We start from the raw sequence: 19,094 nt of genomic DNA, 5'->3' as shown, positions 1-19,094 counted from the left end.
CTTTCCCGCTCAGTGAACGCTAAAAGGTACCCAATCTGCTGACATAGACAGTCCGGCCCAGGCGTCCAGCGCGTGGCTGCAAGGCGCTGGCGCGGAAGCGGAAGCGTTCGAGACTTCTTTGCCCATCGATAATGTAGCAACCAAGATAGGAGCGGGCTTGTCAGTCACCAAGACGGGCGCGGTGGATTTCCACCAGCAATATGACGGCCAGTTTGCCGCCCATATGAAGAGTCACAGCGCCATGTTGAAAGTAGTGGTGCCGTTCTGATGATCACCCGCCATAATGCGCCGCAGGCGTCGCGACGCCGTGCGGCCCAACACCAGCGGATCGACGTCGTTGGAAAATACCACCTCGACCTGTGCACTTGGCTGCTGCGAAATATGGGAAATATGATCAAGGTTGATAATGAGCGAGCGCGACAAACTGTAGAACGGCGGCGTAGGCAGTTGCGCCGCCAGGCTCTTGAGCGTCATGTGAACCAGTTCGCTGGCATGCGTGGCGCCGCACAAACGCACATAGTCGCCTTGCGCTTGAGCGATGGTCAGGTCTTGAACCTTAAGAAAACGCTTGCCCGACGTGGTGCGCAAGTCCAGGCCATTGGCACGCGGCATCAGCCTGGAGACCGTCTTCGCCAGCCTTTCCGGGCTGACGGGCTTGAGCAGGTAGTCCGTGGCTTCGACGTCGAAGGCCTGGGCCGCATGGCTATCGTGAGCACTGACGAAGACCACGGCGGGCGCCTGTGCGGGCGCCAGGTCATCGAGCAGATCGAAGCCTGTACCGCTGGTCAGCATGACATCCAGGAAAACGGCGTCGGGGCGGGTTTCGCACGCCAATTGTCTGGCTTGTTCGATGGTGGCGGCTTCGGCCACCACACGAACCCTGGGCGTGGCTTCCAGCAACCTGCGCAGATAATGTCGCGCCGGCGCTTCATCATCTACGATCAGTACACTTAGCATACTTTCCCCCCGGAGCTTGACCTATCAACTGTATATTTTTAAAACAATAATAAACCACTACTCATACCGAGCCGGTTTTCCCCGGAACGGCTTATAACGCTTTTGGACAAGCACCCATGACGCCTGCCTCCGTCATTCCGGACTTCAACCAGGGAGATCTCACCTGGGGGTTCTGGCGAGCCCAGATCGCTATTTGGATCGTGTTCGCGCTGTTCGGGTTCGTCGGCCGGATGGCATTTTTCGGTAACGTCGAGGCAGCGATATGGCTGACGCTTTGCCAGGAGCCATTGGGCTTTGGCTTGACCAGCGTTGCCGCAGTGCTGTACGAACGTCGCCGCTCCAAGGCCAACCCGCCAGGGCTGGTGGTGGTATGCGTCGTCCTGCTTTGCATGGGAGCGTCTACCTTGCTGGCCAGCACGGGCTATGCCATCCACCAGTTATTGGTGCCCTCCGTAATCGAAGCCGTACCGCGGCATCAGTTCAGGCTGGGCGTGTTCCATTACATGGCAGTACTGCCCATCTGGTCACTGATTTATTTCGGCGTGTCGGCTGTGCATTCCAGAATGCGGGCAGAGTCGCGAGCCTTGCGGATGGAGCTAGAGCGCCTGCAGCAGCAGATCGAACCGCATTTTCTGTTCAATTCACTTAACACCATAGTGGCCGAAATTGCCGAACGCCCGGCCACTGCCGAAGAAATGACGCGCCGCCTGTCCGATTACCTGCGCTACTCGCTGGACAAACGTGGCCATGGTCTGTGCCGGCTTGAAGAAGAAATCGAAGCCGCTGAAACCTATGTGCGCATCATGGCAATACGCTTCGATACCCGACTGGAATGCCGGTGCCGGGTAGACCCGGCGGCATTGGACAAAATGCTGCCGCACATGACATTGCAGGGGCTGGTGGAAAACGCCATCAAGCATGGCATGCGTGCCAGGCAAGAGAGCTTTGTCATCGACATCGACGCGCACATGCAGGAAGACGAGCTGCTCGTCCTGGTCAGCAACGTCGGCCAGCTTCGTGCGCCCTTCGACCTGGCGCGCGGCGGCGGCGGCCTAGGCACCCTGTGCCGCCGCCTGGCCTTGCGCTATCCGAACCGGTATCAGTTCGCGCTGGATCAACGCGGGGAAAAAACCGTGGCGCAGCTTAGAGTAAGTGGCGAGCCGGAGGCTTTGCTGTCGGCTACATTGGGATAGAGCAATTCACCCCCAGAGCCTTGCTCGATAGTGGCCACGCTGGATGCTAGGCCGTCGTCACGCAACTGGCCGAACATCTTGCTCTACGCTGGCAGGCCGGCATCGTGATCCCGATGGGAATGTCCACCATTGGCCTGGGCTTTGTGCTGATGAAGATCGGTAGCGTATCCGCACAACCGGGCAGGCTGATTCTGCCGGGTTGCGTGCTGGCCGGTGTCGGGCTAGGCCTGGCAAACACGACTACGACCAATACCGTCACCGCGTCTGTCGCGGCTGAGCGTGCCGGAGACGGCCGAGCTGCGGCACTTCGCGGAAACGATCTAGGACGGTTGCCGACGCAGCGGCGTTCGCAGACATCGCTTTTGCCGCCATCCCACTGCAAGCCTGGCGTGTCATCCTGGCGGAGCCGCTTGAGGAAAAAGTCGGCGCTCGTCCTGCTTCGTAAAGAAATGCGTTGATATTGTTCACTTTTAAAACTACGAATTACATCTAGTATGCATTCAGTGATTGCTGTGTTGGCAGCGACAAACTGAATGGAAGAAAAGTGATGCATAAGCCGGGAGGCAGTCCAGTGGTTACGGCGGGTATCGGTTCGGCTGCGTCGTCCGTGCTGAATAACCTGTGCTCGATGGGCGTCGGACGTGTGGTCTCGGTGCTATGTGTGGCCATTGTGCTGGCGGTTGCGGCACCCTTGCTAGCCGCAACCGGTCATCCGGCCTCGCCGTCTCCGAAATCTACGGCGGCGGAGGCAGGCGCTTCCAACTCGAAACATCCGGATTCTTGGGCTTTTGCGAAGCATTACGGCGATTGGCTCTATCGTTGTGAGGAGTCCACGCCGCCAAATGGCACCGCCACCAGCGAATGCGCCATTATGCAGCAAATTTTCGCGACCTCGAAGCAGGAGGGGCGTCAGTTGCCGCTCGTCACCGTGGTTTTCTCGAAAAAGGTCGGTAGCTCCGATCATAAGGTGGGAGCAGTCGCGCCGGTGGGGATCGCTCTGCGGCCGGGGTTTGCGTTGTGGGCGGGAGACAAGGCTCCCCTGACGCTGGCATTCGATTTTTGTCGAGCAGATGGATGTGTCGCCTCGCCTCAGCCGGCAACTCGGTTGGAGTCGGAATTCAAGGCTGGCAAGCAAGCACATGCGAAGTTCGACCTGACGAACGGACAGTCTGTGACGGTCGACATCTCTCTTGAGGGATTCCGGGCAGCGTTGACCGCGCTCGATGGCGGCGTGTTGCCGCCAGGAATAGATCAAGGTGAGAAGGCCAAAAAAGCTCACCCCAGGAATAAGTGAAATGTCCGACGTTTTTTGATTTGTCGAGCGTTGCACGCTGTGCGCTATCCGTTGTCTGTGCGTTCGGAATAGGGCTTTTTTTCCATCAGTGCTTTTGGCAGAGGACTGCCCCGAGTCAGGTCACGCCATCGAGTTGAGTGCTGGCAGGATCAATCCGTGCGGCAAGGTATCCATCGACGTCAGTTTCACGATGCTCGCCACCAGACCGCTCCGTCGCTTTTAGGCGATGGCATGCGCGTCTTCCAGCACAAGCTCGATACGCTCAGCACGCTGGGCGCTGTTCTTGGGAAAAGTCCGTGTCAGTCATTCCGACTTGTTTGTGTGGATGAGTGACTAAGCGCGCGGGGTATTTGTGCTCGGCGATGAAAGAGATAGACCCACTGTTGCAGTGGCGATGCCGAGGGTGCTCCGTGCGGAAATGGTGGCGCGATATGAGCGCAACAACCGGTAGGAGCTTGAGTGCTTAAAGCGCTGCAGTTCACGCGGGGCCCTGCCCCGAAATTGCAGTTGTCTTTGAGATGTCCGATTTCGGGCCACACGTGATTGCGCTATGCGTGACCGAACAGAATAGAACTTAAGGGCGAGTACATAACCGTGTCGATGAATTTGAAGAAAACCAAAAGCAAGTCGGACAAGATTGCAAACACGGCCGCACGCTTAGAGGCTCCTTTCGCAGTCACGAACATTGTGCGGCGTATCCGTTCGGCCATTGGCATTGCAAATTTCCCGCTCACGGTCCATTTGCTTTGTTCGACCAGCGTCGGTCTTTTGTTTGCCGCGCCGTCCTATGCGGCCAACTACCAGGCCAGCGACGAGGCAACCCTGCGGCAGGCGATCACGGCGGCAAACGCCGATGGCGACCCCTCGTCGACCATCACGCTCACCAACAACATCGTTCTGACAAGCACGACCGGCTTCGGGGCTGCTACCAAGCCGCTGACGATCGATACGGGTTCGTTCACGCTGTCCACCCCCGGGATCACCGATCCGACCGCACCTGGCAATTCCACGGCTGTTTTTGCCGGGGGATCTATCACCATTGTTGGGAACGGCAATATCATCGGCGGCGACGCCGCGCCCGCCAAAAGCACGCAACAGGGAGGGGCGGGCCTCGTCCAGACGGGGGTGGTGGGCGGCACAGCTTCCCTGACGAACAGCGGTACGCTTACCGGAGGCAACGGCGGGTCAACGGATTACCAGGCCTTCCCCTCCGGAGTACTTCGCACCACAGGGCAGGGCGGCGCTGGCGCCAACGCCACGAACACCGCCATCGTCAATAACGCCGGCGGCGTCATGAAGGGTGGCATCGGCGGTACTTATGATGACATGCAGTACCAGGGCGGGGACCAGGTAGCTCAGGCTGGTGCCGGCGGCAACGGCGTCACGGCGAGCGGGGGAACGCTCGTCAACAACGGTACGTTGCTCGGCGGTACCGGCGGGAAGGTCTTCAACTGGCCGACCGTCGGCTCCGTCGACAATCTCTTCGGCGGGGCGGGCGGCGCCGGAGCAGCGCTCGATGGCGGCGCCGACATTCACATCAATAATGGATCGATGCTCGGCGGCATAGGAGGCGACGGGCTGAACGTTGGCGGCAGCGGCAGCGGTCAAGGGGGGGCCGGTTTGATCCTGACCGGCGGCGCCAAGCTGCAAAATAATCAAGGCGCGACGATTACCGGCGGCGGCGGCCTGGCGGGAGGTGGATTTACAGCTGAATATCAACTTAATCCTGACGGCAGTAAATATGTTAGTCCTAACGGCACATATATTATTCTGAGCACTGCTCCTGATCCCACGAGCGGAAGCCGCGGGGGATCGGGCGCGACGGTTACAGGCAGTAATGTTGCAGTCAGTAATCTTGTGAACTACGGCACGATTAGCGGCGGCGACGGCGCCGCTGGTCGTACCTCCAGCGCCGGCGGTGCCGGGGTCACCGGTCTCGGTTACGCCAACATCCTCAATTTCGCCGTGATCAACGCCGGCAAGAACGGCGACGGCTCGCTCGGCAGCGCCGTTGAGTTCAAGAACGGCAACAATCGCCTCGATTTGCGGACAGGCTACGTGATCAACGGCCTCGCAACTGCCGGCGCGACCGACTGGCTTGGTGTCGGCGGATCCGTCGATGGCACATTCGATGCGTCTAAGGTCGGTCCCTCGGCACAATATCGCGGCTTCGGCAATTTCGAGAAAACCGACGGCAGCTTTTGGACCCTGACCGGAGAGACGACCGCCGTCACGCCCTGGACGTTGTCAGGGGGCATCCTCAACGTATCGAGCGACGCAGGCCTGGGGGCCTCGTCCGGATTGCTGACCTTCAACGGCGGCACGCTGCAGTTCGCCAACAGTTTCGACATGACCCATGAGGTTGCGTTGAATGTCCCCGGCGGGACAGTCGATGTCCAAAACTACGACGTCACGATGACCCAGAGAATTAACGGCTGGGGCCCCTTTGCCAAAACTGGCTCGGGTATGCTGACCCTGACCGGAAGCCTCACGGCGGGCGGTACGACGATCGCGCAAGGAACGTTGCAGATCGGCAATGGCGGAACGACCGGCGCGATCAATAACGGCATTGCCAATTACGGCACACTCATCTTCAACCGCTCCAACGATTACACCAACAGCAGCAGCATCGGGGGAACCGGTAATGTTGTAAAGACTGGCGCGGGAACCCTCACCTACGCCGCCGATGCAACTCATACCGGCGGCACAACCGTCGACAATGGCACATTGCTTGTTGGCAACAACGGCAACAACAGCACCAACACCAACCTTGGCTCGTGGGCGGGCGACGTCACGGTTACAGGCCCCGGCACATTCGGTTTCCAGCGCAGCGACACCGCGACGTACGCCGGCGTTGTCTCGGGCACCGGCAAGTTCTTGCAGGCCGGAAAGGGGACGCTCGTCCTCTCCGGCGCCAACACCTATACCGGCGGCACGACGATCACGGCGGGCACCCTGCAGGTCGGAGATGGTGCGACGTCGGGCTCGATCGTCGGTGACGTCGCAATCAACGCCACCAAGACCTCCAGCGCCACGCTCGCCTTCAACCGTTCCGACAAAGCCACCCTTGACGGCGTCATCTCGGGCGCTGGTAATGTGCAGCAGCTCGGCACCGGCACCATGATCCTCACTGGCAACAGCACCTATACAGGCGGTACGACGATTGCCGCCGGCACGCTGCAACTCGGCAATGGCGGCACGTCGGGCATGATTGCCGGAAATGTCGCCAACGCCGGTGTTCTGGCGTTCAACCGATCCGATGAAGCCCTGTTCAGCGGCGTCATTTCGGGCGCCGGGTCGGTACAGGTCAACGGGATCGGAACCACGATCCTCGCGGCCAACCAAAGCTACACCGGCGATACGACGGTTTCTGCCGGCACGCTGCAGATCGGTAATGGCTCGACCACCGGAGGTCTCACCGGAAACGGCAAGATCATCAACAACAGCAAGGTCGTGTTCAATCGCTCGACCAACATGAACGTCAATAACGTCATCTCCGGCACCGGGCAGGTGGAGCAGAAAGGGGGACGCTACGTTAATTTATTGACGGACAACACCTATACCGGCGGTACGCTGATCTCGAACGGTGCGATAACACTCGGCAACGGCGGCACGACAGGTTCGATTGTCGGCGATGTCATCACCGGTGACACTGGCACTCTCAGAATCAACCGCTCGGACAATTATGTGTTCAACGGCCTGATCTCGGGCACCGGTAGCGTGCAACAGATCGGGGTTGGCGGGACGACGACGCTTACCGCCAACAACACCTATACCAACGGCACCTTGATCACCGCCGGCACTCTCCAACTCGGCAATGGCGGTACGAGTGGTTCCATTGTCGGCAATGTCCAGGTGCTCGATATGACCGGCGCTCTCGGGAGCACGCTCGCCTTCAATCGTTCCGACAGCTATAGCTTTGGCGGCGTCATCTCGGAAAACGGCCGGGTTGAACAGCGCGGTACGGGCACGACCACGCTCACCGGCGCCAACACCTATACCGGTACGACCACCGTCAAGGCCGGCACGCTGCTGGTCAATGGTGACCAGACCGCAGCGACGGGCGCAACCAGTGTCCTGAGCGGCGCGACGCTCGGCGGTACCGGCATCATCGGCGGCGATGTGACGGTTGCCAATGGCGCGACGCTGGCGCCGGGCGTGTCTGGCGCGACCCCGGGCACGCTGACCATCAACGGCGCGCTTTCGCTCAATCAGGATTCGATCCTCGCCTATCGCTACGGCCAGGCCAACGTCCCGGGCGGCGCGCTCAACGACCTGACCAACGTCAAGGGCAATCTCACTCTCGACGGCAAGATCAATGTGTCGCTGACCCCGGGCGGCACGTTCGGCCCCGGCATCTACCGTGTGTTCAACTACGGCGGCACGCTGACCAACAACGGGCTCGATATCGGCACGCTGCCGGCAGGCACCACACCGGGCTCGATCTATGTCCAGACCTCCGTCGCCGGACAGGTCAACCTTGCGAACACCCAGGGTCTCACCTTGAATTACTGGGATGCGAAGGGAGCCAAGAACAACAACGCAATCGATGGCGGCACGGGCACCTGGCAGAATACCGGCGGGCTCGACAACTGGGCGAACGACGCCGGTGCGGTGAATGCGCCCTGGCAGGACAACGCCTTCGCGGTGTTCCAGGCGACGCCGGGAACCGTCACGGTCGACAACAGCAACAAGCAGGTGTCTGCCTCGGGCATGCAGTTCGCAACCGACGGTTACATCGTCACGGGCGATCCGCTGACGCTCGGTGGTGGCGCATCGTCGGTCGTCCGTGTCGGCGACGGCACGGGTGCGAGTTCCGGTATGACCGCGACGATCAGCTCGGTGCTGCAGGGCTCGACCCAGCTTGACAAGACCGACGCCGGTACGCTCGTCCTCACCGGCGCCAACACCTATACGGGCGGCACTGCGATCGACGGCGGCGTGCTGCAGGTGGCCAACGACGGCAATCTCGGCGCCGCATCGGGCGGGCTGACCTTCAATGGTGGCACGCTGCGGCTGGCGAGCAGCTTCGATATCGGCAACGGCCGCGCCGTGGTGCTCAATGCTCCCGGCGGCACGATTGATACCCAGGCCTTCAACTCGACGCTCGCGCAGGGCATGACCGGCACGGGCGCGTTCACCAAGGCTGGGACGGGTACGCTGACGCTGACCGGCGCCAACACCTATACCGGTGGAACGACGATCACGGCCGGTACGCTGCAGATCGGCAATGGTGGCACCACCGGTTCGATCGTCGGCAATGTCGCCAACAATGGCGTGCTCGCCTTCAACCGTTCGGATGCTGCCGAGTTTGGCGGCGCCGTCTCGGGCAATGGTTCGCTCCAGCAGATCGGCTCGGGCACGACCACGCTGACCGGTACCAACACATACACCGGCGGAACCACGATCACCGCTGGCACGCTGCAACTCGGCAACGGTGGCACGAGTGGTTCGATCGTCGGCAATGTGACCAACAATGGTGTGCTCGCCTTCAACCGGTCGGATGCTGTCGGCTTCGACGGCATCGTCTTGGGCAATGGCTCGCTCCAGCAAATCGGCACGGGCGTGACCACGCTGACCGGCGCCAACACTTATACCGGCGGAACCACGATCACCGCCGGGACGCTGCAGATCGGCAACGGCGGCACCACCGGTTCGATCCTCGGTAATGTGGCCAACAATGGCACGCTCGCCTTCAACCGGTCGGATGCTGTCGGCTTTGGAGGCATCGTCTCGGGCAACGGCTCGTTGCAGCAGATCGGCACGGGCACGACCACGCTGACCGGCGCCAACACCTACACCGGCGGCACGACGATCTCGGCGGGCACGCTGCAACTCGGCAACGGCGGTGCGACCGGCTCGATTCTCGGCGACGTTGCCGATAACGGCACGCTGGCCTTCAATCGCTCGGATGACATCGCCTTCGGTGGCGTGATCTCGGGGACGGGCGCAGTTCAGAAGCTCGGCGATGGCGTCCTGACGCTGACCGGCACCAATAGCTATGGCGGCGCGACGAAGGTCTCGGCCGGCACGCTGCTCGTCAACGGCGACCAGACCGCGGCGAAGGGCCTGACCAGCGTCGCCAGCGGTGCGACGCTGGGCGGTACGGGCATCATCGGCGGCGATGTGACTATCGCCAATGGCGCGACGCTGGCACCGGGCCTGCCGGGTGCCACACCGGGCACGCTCACCATCAACGGGGCGCTGGCACTCAATCAGGACTCGACACTGGCCTATCGCTTCGGCCAGGCGGACGTTGCCGGCGGTGCGCGCAACGACCTGACCGAGGTCAAGGGCAACCTGACGCTCGATGGCAAGATCAATGTCGCTCTTACGCCGGGAGGCAACTTCGGTCCCGGCACCTACCGCGTGTTCAATTACGGCGGCACGCTCACCGACAATGTTCTCGACATCGGCACGCTGCCGGCGGGCACCACACCGGGCTCGATCTTCGTCCAGACCTCCGTCTCCGGCCAGGTCAACCTTGTCAACACTCAGGGTCTTCAGTTGACCTACTGGGACGCAGACGGAGCACGGAACAACAACAAGGTCGACGGCGGCACCGGCACCTGGGAAAACACCGGCTCGCTCAACAACTGGACCGGTCCCACTGGTGCGATCAACGCTGCCTGGGCGTCGAATGGCTTCGCGATCTTCCAGGCGAAGCCGGGTACGGTCACGGTCGACAATGGCAACGGCCAGGTATCTGCCTCCGGCATGCAGTTCGACAGCGACGGTTATCTGGTCCAAGGCGACGCTCTAACGCTGGCTGGCGGCGCGTCGTCGATCATCCGCGTCGGCAACGGCACCTCGACGGGGGCTGGCGTCACCGCGACGATCAGCTCGGTGCTGCAGGGCGCGACCCAGCTTGACAAGACCGATTTCGGTACGCTGGTCCTCACCGGCGCCAACACCTATACGGGTGGTACGGCGATCGATGGCGGCGTGCTGCAGGTGGCTAACGACGGCAACCTCGGCGCCGCGAACGGAGGGCTGACCTTCAATGGCGGCACGCTGCGGCTGGGCAGCAGCTTTGATATCGGCAACGGCCGCGCCGTGGTGCTCAATGCACCGGGTGGCACGATCGACACGCAGGGCTTTACCTCGACGCTCGTGCAGGGCATGACCGGCGCAGGCGCCTTTACCAAGGCAGGCAACGGCGTGTTGACGCTTACTGCCGCCAATGGCTATACCGGCGGGACGACCATCGCTGCGGGCACCTTGCAGGTTGGCAGCGGCGGGACATCCGGCTCGATCCTTGGCAACGTGGTTGATAACGGAACGCTTGCCTTCAACCGTTCTGACAACATCGCGTTCGGCGGTGTCATCTCTGGCAGCGGTACGCTCGAGCAGCGCGGAAGCAGCACGCTGACGCTGACTGGCACCAATACCTATACCGGCGGAACCAACATCGCAGCCGGTACGTTGCAGATCGGCAATGGTGGCACGGCCGGTTCGATCTTTGGAAACGTCGTCGATAACGGCACACTCGCCCTCAACCGCTCCAATAACATCACGGTGGCCGGCAGCATTTCCGGTACCGGTGCGGTCCGACAGATCGGCAGCGGCGTCACCACGCTCTCCGGCATCAATAGCTATAGCGGTGGAACTTTCATCGACGCAGGCGTCCTGCAGGTTACGGCCGACAACAATCTCGGCGATGCCGCCGGCGCCCTGACCTTCAACGGCGGTACGCTGCAGCTCGGCAACAGCTTCAATCTGGGCTCCGGCCGCGCCGTCACCCTGAACGCACCGGGCGGCACGATCGACACCCAGGCCTTCAATTCGGTGCTGGGCCAGGGCATGACCGGCGCGGGCGCCTTTACCAAGGCTGGAAGCGGAACGCTGACGCTGACCGGATCGAACACCTATGCCGGCGGCACGACGATCTCGGCGGGCACGCTGCAGATCGGCAATGGTGGCACGAGCGGTTCGATCGTCGGCAATGTCGCCAACAGCGGTATTCTGGCTTTCAACCGTTCGGATGCTGCCGAGTTTGGCGGCGCCGTCTCGGGTAATGGTTCGCTCCAGCAGATCGGCTCGGGCACGACCACGCTGACCGGTGCCAACACCTACACCGGTGGCACCACGATTACCGCCGGCACCCTGCAGCTTGGCAACGGCGGCACGTCCGGTTCGATCCTCGGCGACGTCGCCAACGGTGGTATTCTGGCTTTCAACCGCTCGGATGCGGTCGTCTATGGCGGCGTGGTCTCGGGCACTGGCTCGCTCCAGCAGAAGGGTACGGGCACGACCACGTTGACCGGCGCCAACATCTATACCGGCGGTACGACGATCTCGGCGGGCACGCTGCAGATTGGCAATGGCGGCACGACCGGTTCGATCGCCGGCGACGTTGCCGATAACGGCACGCTGGCCTTCAATCGCTCGGATGACATCGCCTTCGGTGGCGTGATCTCGGGGACGGGCGCAGTTCAGAAGCTCGGCGATGGCGTCCTGACGCTGACCGGCACCAATAGCTATGGCGGCGCGACGACGGTCTCGGCCGGCACGCTGCTCGTCAACGGCGACCAGGCCGCGGCGAAGGGCCTGACCAGCGTCGCCAGCGGCGCGACGCTGGGCGGCACGGGCACCATCGGCGGCGATGTGACCATCGCCAATGGCGCGACGCTGGCACCGGGCCTGCCGGGTGCTACGCCGGGCACGCTTACCATTAGCGGCGCGCTGGGGCTTAACCAGGACTCGATCCTCGCGTATCGCTTCGGCGAGGCCAACGTGCCTGGCGGCGCGCTCAACGACCTGACCAACGTCAAGGGTAATCTCACCCTCGACGGCAAGATCAATGTCGCTCTTACGCCGGGAGGCAACTTCGGCCCTGGCATCTACAGGGTGATCAACTACGGCGGCACGCTGACCAACAACGGGCTCGATATCGGCACGCTGCCGGCAGGCACGAAGCCGGGCTCGATCTATGTCCAGACGTCCGTCGCCGGCCAGGTCAACCTCGCCAACACCTCGGGTCTCACTCTCAATTACTGGGATGCGAAGGGCGCCAAGAACAACAACGCCGTCGATGGCGGCACGGGCAAGTGGCAGAATACCGGCAGCCTTGACAACTGGGCGAACGAGACCGGTGCGGTGAATGCGCCCTGGCAGGATAACGCCTTCGCGATCTTCCAAGCGACGCCGGGGACGGTCACCGTTGACAACGGCAACGGCCATGTGTCGGCCTCCGGCATGCAGTTCGCGAGCGATGGCTATGTCATCAGTGGCGATGCGCTGACGCTCGCCGGTGGTGCGTCGTCGATCATCCGTGTCGGCGACGGCACGGGTGCGGGCACTGGCATGACTGCGACGATCAGCTCGGTGCTGCAGGGTTCGACGCAGCTCGACAAGACCGACGCGGGTACGCTGGTCCTCACCGGTGCCAACACCTACACCGGTGGTACGGCGATCGACGGCGGCGTGCTGCAGGTGGCCAACGACGGCAACCTTGGCGCCGCATCGGGCGGGCTGACCTTCAATGGCGGCACGCTGCAGCTGGCGAGCAGCTTCGATATCAATGGGGGCCGTGCCATCACCCTGAACGCACCGGGCGGCACGATCGACACCCAGGCCTTCAATTCGGTGCTGGGCCAGGGCATGACTGGCGCCGGCGCGTTCACCAAGGCTGGGACGGGCACGCTGACCCTTGCAGGCGACAACACCTACACTGGTGACACGACGATCTCGGCGGGCACGCTGCAGCTCGGCAATGGTGGCACCACCGGTTCGATCATCGGCAACGTCGCCAACAACGGCACGCTCGCCTTCGACCGGTCGGATGCTGCCGAGTTTGGCGGCTTCGTCTCGGGCAATGGCTCACTGCAGCAGATCGGCACGGGTACGACCATGCTGACGGCCGCCAACACCTACACCGGCGGCACGACGATCACCGCTGGCACGCTGCAACTCGGCAACGGCGGCACGTCCGGTTCGATCACCGGCAATGTGACGAACAATGGCATGCTCGCCTTCAACCGCTCGGATGCTGTCGACTTCGACGGCATCGTCTCGGGCACTGGCTCGCTCCAGCAAATCGGCACGGGCACGACCACGCTGACCGGCGCCAACAGCTATGGCGGCGCGACGACGGTTTCTGCGGGCACGCTGCTCGTCAACGGTGACCAGACCGCGGCGAAGGGCCTGACCAGCGTCGCCAGCGGCGCGACGCTGGGCGGCACGGGCACCATCGGCGGCGATGTGACCATCGCCAATGGAGCGACGCTGGCGCCGGGCCTGCCGGGTGCCACACCGGGCACGCTCACGATCAACGGCGCGCTGGCCCTTAACCAGGACTCGACGCTTGCCTACCGTTTTGGCCAGGCGGATGTTGCTGGCGGTGCCTTCAACGACCTGACCGACGTCAAGGGCAATCTGACCCTTGACGGCAAGATCAATGTGTCGTTGACTCCGAGCGGGACGTTTGGTCCCGGCACCTACCGCGTGTTTAATTACGGCGGTACGCTCACCGACAATGTTCTCGATATCGGCACGCTGCCGGCAGGCACCACACCGGGCTCGATCTTCGTCCAGACCTCCGTCTCCGGCCAGGTCAACCTTGTCAACACTCAGGGTCTTCAGTTGACCTACTGGGACGCAGACGGGGCACGGAACAACAACAAGGTCGACGGCGGCACCGGCACCTGGGAGAACACCGGCTCGCTCAACAACTGGACCAATCCCGCTGGTGCGATCAACGCTGCCTGGGCGTCGAATGGCTTCGCGATCTTCCAGGCGAAGCCGGGTACGGTCACGGTCGACAATGGCAACGGCCAGGTCAGCGCCTCCGGCATGCAGTTCGACAGCGACGGTTATCTGATCCAAGGCGACGCTCTAACGCTGGCTGGCGGCGCGTCGTCGATCATCCGCGTCGGCAACGGCACCTCGACGGGGGCTAGCGTCACCGCGACGATCGACTCAGTGTTGCAGGGCGCGACCCAGCTCGACAAGACCGATTTCGGTACGCTGGTTCTCACCGCTGCCAACACCTATACGGGCGGCACGGCGATCGATGGCGGCGTGCTGCAGGTGGCCAACGACGGCAGCCTCGGCGCCGCATCGGGCGGGCTGACCTTCAATGGCGGCACGCTGCGGCTCGGCAGCAGCTTTGATATTGGTAACGGCCGCGCCGTGGTGCTCAATGCACCCGGTGGCACGATCGACACCCAGGCGTTCAATTCGACACTTGTGCAAGGCATGACCGGCGCGGGCGCGTTCACCAAGGCTGGTGCGGGCACGCTGACGCTTGCCGGCACCAATACCTATGCCGGTGGCACGACGATCTCGGCGGGCACGCTGCAGATCGGCAATGGCGGCACATCCGGTTCGATCACCGGTAACGTCGTTGACAACGGGACGCTTGCGTTCAACCGCAGCGACGACATCGCGTTCAATGGTGTCATCTCAGGTACCGGCAAGTTCGAGCAGCGTGGCTCGGGAACGACGACGCTGACCGCCGCCAACACCTACACCGCCGGCACCACGATCACCGCCGGCACGCTGCAGCTCGGCAACGGCGGCACGGCCGGCTCGATCGCGGGCGACGTCGTCGATAACGGCACGCTCGCGTTCAACCGTTCGGACAATATCTCCTTTGGCGGTGTCATCTCCGGCACAGGTTCCGTGCAGCAGGTCGGATCGGGCATCTCGACGCTCTCCGGTACCAATACCTACAACGGAACAACGACCGTTGCGGCAGGCACGCTGCTCGTCAATGGCGACCAGAGTGGTGCGGCGGGCGCGACCAATGTCGCGAGTGGCGCAACCATCGGCGGTACGGGCATCATCGGTGGCAACGTAACCATTGCCGACGGCGGCAAGTTGGCGCCTGGACTTCCGGGCGCAAATCCCGGCACGCTGACGATCAACGGTTCGCTTGGTCTCAGCCAAGGCTCCGAACTGGGCTATCGCTTCGGCCAGTCCAATGTGCCGGGTGGCCTGCTGAACGACCTCACCTCGGTCAAGGGCGACCTTACGCTCGATGGCACGATCAATGTGGCGTTGACTCCGGGAGGGACGTTCGATCCGGGCGTCTATCGTGTGCTGGACTACGGTGGCACGCTAACCAACAAGGGTCTCGATATCGGCACACTGCCGGCCGGTGCGGCGCCGGGCTCCGTATTCGTGCAGACGTCGGTCGCCGGGCAAGTCAACCTCGCCAATGCTTCCGGTATGTCCCTGAATTTTTGGGATGCGACCGGCGCAAAGAACAATGGTGCGGTGAATGGCGGCTCCGGGGTCTGGCAGAACACCGGAACTCTCGACAATTGGACCAACGACACCGGCGCCATCAACGCACGCTGGCAGGACAAGGCGTTCGCCGTCTTCATGGCCAAGCCTGGAACAGTGTCCGTCGACAACATCAACGGTCAGGTGTCTGCCGCGGGTATGCAGTTCGCAAGCGACGGTTACATGGTCACGGGTAATTCGTTGACGCTGGCCGGCGGCGCGACGTCAATCATTCGCGTTGGAGATGGCAGCAGCGTCGGTGCCGGATTCACGGCGACGATCGATTCGGTGCTGCAGGGCTCGACCCAGCTCCAGAAAACCGATCTCGGCACGCTCGTTCTCAATGGTGACAACACCTATACCGGTGGCACAGCGATCAATGGCGGCGTGCTGCAGATCTCGAAGGATGGTAACCTCGGCGCGGCCGGCAGCGGACTTTCGTTCGCTGGTGGCACGCTCCGTCTCGCCAGCAGCTTCGACATCGATGGGGAGCGCGACATCGTGCTCAACGCGCCCGGTGGAACGATCGACACCCAGACCTTCGACTCGACGCTCAAGCAGGGCATGACCGGCGCTGGCAGCTTCGCGAAGGAAGGAAAAGGTACGCTGACCATGCTTGGTGAAAGCGACTATACCGGCGGCACGAAGATCGCGGGCGGCACGCTGCAGCTTGGCAATGGCGGTACCACGGGCTCGATCCTCGGCGATGTCGCCAATAACGGTGCACTGGTCTTTAACCGCTCGGATAATGTCGCCTTCGGCGGCGTAATTTCGGGAACCGGCACCCTCGCGCAGAATGGTGCTGGCTCGACGATGCTCTCGGGCGCCAACACCTATAGTGGCGCGACGACGGTCAATGCTGGCACGCTTGCGGCGGCTGCCACGAACACCTTCAGCGCGGCCTCGGCCGTGTCGGTTCTGTCCGGCGCTCGCCTCGATCTGCAGGGTTACGACCAGAAGATCGCCGGCCTGTCGAATGCGGGCGCGGTGGCACTGGGCAGCATTGCCAGCACGACGCTCACCATCGCCGGTAACTATGTCGGCAATGGCGGCACCCTGCTGTTTTCGACCTATCTCGGCGACGACAACTCGCCGACCGATCGCCTGGTCATCCATGGCGATACGTCGGGATCTAGCCAGGTCAAGGTGATCAACCGCGGTGGCCCTGGTCTTAAGACCGGTGAAGGTATCAAGCTTATCCAGGTCGGTGGCGCCTCCAACGGCCAGTTCAGGCTTCTTGGCGATTACACTTACAAGGGGGATCCGTCGGTCGTCGCCGGTGCCTATGCCTATCGTCTGTTCCAGGGCGGCACCTCGACGCCGAATGACGGAGACTGGTATTTGCGCTCCGAGCTCGCAGCCGGAGGTGGGGGGCCGAGCAAGCAGTTCAATCCGAGCGCGCCTGTTCTGGAAACTTATCCGCAGCAATTGCTCGCGATGAACAGCCTGCCCACGTTGCAACAGCGTGTCGGCAACCGGTTCTGGGGCAACGGTGCGGGCGGTGAGACCTCGACGACGGGTAATCCGCAGATCGAAGGGCAAGGTATCTGGGCCCGGGTCGAAGGCACGCAAAGCCGCTTCAAGCCGGGTCTTTCGACCAGTAATGCGCGCTATGACCTCACCACGACCCGCATGCAGGCTGGCCTCGATATTCCGCTTGCGCAGCGCGATGCCGGGAAACTGATCGGCGGCATGACGATCCACTATGTCAACGGCCGGAGCGACGTGACCTCGCCGAGTGGTAACGGCGGTATCTCGACCGACGGCTACGGTGTCGGCGGCACGCTGACCTGGTACGGGACGAACGGCTTCTATGTCGACAGCCAGGCGCAGGTGACGCGGTATGACTCGACGCTCTCGTCGTCGACCTCCAATCGCACGATCGCCAAGGGCAATCGTGGATCGGGCTATGCATTCTCTTTAGAAGCCGGTCAGAAACTCGGTGTCGGCGACGGCTTTACGCTGACGCCCCAGGCGCAGCTCACCTACTCCCGGGTCAAGTTCGACAGCTTCACAGATCCGTTTGATGCCGCTGTGAGCTTGAAAAATGGTGATAGCTTGCGCGGCCGACTCGGCGTGTCGCTCGACCATAACAACTCGTGGATCGCCAGCGACGGAACCATAAGCCGCACACACATCTATGGTCTTGCGAACCTGCTCTATGAGTTCGGAAAGGGTTCGACGGTCAATGTGGCGAGCGTCGACTTCTCGAGCCGGCCCCAGAGACTATGGGCAGAGATTGGTGCGGGGGTCTCCTACAACTGGGGGGGGGACAAGTTCTCGCTCTACGGCCAGGGCACGGTTGGCACCAGCCTCAACCATGTCGGTTCCAGCCGATCCATCGCCGGTACCGTCGGCTTCCGCATGAAGTGGTAATCGAGTGACCAATCGTCGGCCCTCCATTCAACTGCGCATCCGGTGGCGAGGTTCTTCGCCCCTGGCCGCGTATACAGATTCGATAACAACTCGCGGATCACGCGCCCCGGATCGAACCGATTGATTCATTGAATACAAGGAAGACGGATATGCAGGACAGCCATTTGAAAAATATCGGCGACGAGCGCACGCCTCAAAATGCACAGATCGAGACAATCAGCGCCGATCTGCTCGCCGACGTGCTGCGCGCCACCGGCTATCGCGTGACGGCCACCGAGCAAAATGGCTTGGTGCAATTGATGAGCGCGAGCCAGGGGGTTGGCTTCACGGTGCGCTTTGGCAATCCGGCCGCCCAGTTAGCGCCGCGAAATACCAAATCGGGCGCGCAGCCGTACATCGACTACACGTTGTCGTGCGTGCTCCAAGTACAGGGCGACCTTCCGGCGGAGGTCGTCGCGGACTGGAACCGCAGCAAGCGATTCGCACGGCTCGCGAGCCACGGGCAGTTTCTCGCGCTGGAGATGGATGTAGTTGTCGCAGGCGGCGTGTCGGAGCGCCACCTGCGTTCGACGATCGAGCTGTGGGATCGGCTGATCCAAGAGTTCCTGCTGCACCTGCGCAATCGTCTCTCCATGACCGAGCAGGAACCGGCGACAGGCGTCCCGGCCGCCGACAAGCCCACACGCGAGGCTGCCGCGCAGTCATGAGCGCGGCGGCGTGCCGGTAATTTCTGGGGAAACTTGCGAAAACGCGACCTGGAAAATAGGAAACAGGTTGGGGCAGTACGCATCCAGAACCGCTTCCACGCTCTGCTCGGACGTGAGATAACCAGGTCAAGAGAAGTACAGCGATACGGCCCAGCGAAGATGCGGCATTGCAATCTTGCTGGGCCCTAGTGAGGCTTCTTCCGAAAATCATTTCCCGGCGTCGACGACCGGTCTCGACATGCATTGCCTTTCGATTCACCAGCAGATCGCATGGCGTTTTGGCTGCCACGTTCAGTTCAACTAACAGAATCTCCCGACGCTGCCTGTAAGAGCGGC

Annotated in this window: 5 protein-coding genes; 4 read left to right on the top strand and 1 reads right to left on the bottom strand. The window is 62.3% G+C overall.

Annotated elements, in window-relative coordinates; genetic code table 11:
* Positions 1–231: 231 nt before the first annotated feature.
* Entirely contained in the window at positions 232–957 is a 726-nt protein-coding gene (locus CEY11_RS09570; protein ID WP_088603131.1) for a LytR/AlgR family response regulator transcription factor, read from the bottom strand.
* Between the two features lie 116 nt (positions 958–1,073).
* On the opposite strand from CEY11_RS09570, the gene CEY11_RS09565 reads away from it, so the two are divergent.
* The 4 genes from CEY11_RS09565 to CEY11_RS09550 all read left to right on the top strand — a co-directional run bounded on the left by CEY11_RS09565 (position 1,074) and on the right by CEY11_RS09550 (position 18,758).
* Positions 1,074–2,150 (top strand): sensor histidine kinase, encoded by a 1,077-nt coding sequence (locus CEY11_RS09565; RefSeq protein WP_088603130.1) that lies wholly within the window; start codon positions 1,074–1,076, stop codon positions 2,148–2,150.
* A 607-nt stretch (positions 2,151–2,757) separates the two neighbouring features.
* Entirely contained in the window at positions 2,758–3,444 is a 687-nt protein-coding gene (locus CEY11_RS09560) for an invasion associated locus B family protein (protein ID WP_158215255.1), read from the top strand.
* A 600-nt stretch (positions 3,445–4,044) separates the two neighbouring features.
* Positions 4,045–18,051, top strand: coding sequence for an autotransporter-associated beta strand repeat-containing protein (locus CEY11_RS09555; protein WP_088603128.1), 14,007 nt, complete (start codon positions 4,045–4,047; stop codon positions 18,049–18,051).
* Positions 18,052–18,200: 149 nt separating this feature from the next.
* The gene (locus CEY11_RS09550; RefSeq protein ID WP_088603127.1) at positions 18,201–18,758 is read left to right on the top strand and encodes a YbjN domain-containing protein; all 558 of its coding nucleotides are present in this window, start codon (positions 18,201–18,203) and stop codon (positions 18,756–18,758) included.
* Positions 18,759–19,094: the final 336 nt, after the last annotated feature.

It is taken from the genome of Candidimonas nitroreducens (genome assembly GCF_002209565.1).
In the GTDB taxonomy this organism is placed as follows: Bacteria; Pseudomonadota; Gammaproteobacteria; order Burkholderiales; family Burkholderiaceae_B; genus Candidimonas; species Candidimonas nitroreducens.
This window is presented reverse-complemented; position numbering and strand designations above follow the sequence as displayed.

Coding starts and splice junctions, on each gene's coding strand:
- CEY11_RS09570 (WP_088603131.1), bottom strand. CDS start 957: ATGCTAAGTGTACTGATCGTAGATGATGAAGCGCCGGCGCGACATTAT.
- CEY11_RS09565 (WP_088603130.1), top strand. CDS start 1,074: ATGACGCCTGCCTCCGTCATTCCGGACTTCAACCAGGGAGATCTCACC.
- CEY11_RS09555 (WP_088603128.1), top strand. CDS start 4,045: ATGAATTTGAAGAAAACCAAAAGCAAGTCGGACAAGATTGCAAACACG.
- CEY11_RS09550 (WP_088603127.1), top strand. CDS start 18,201: ATGCAGGACAGCCATTTGAAAAATATCGGCGACGAGCGCACGCCTCAA.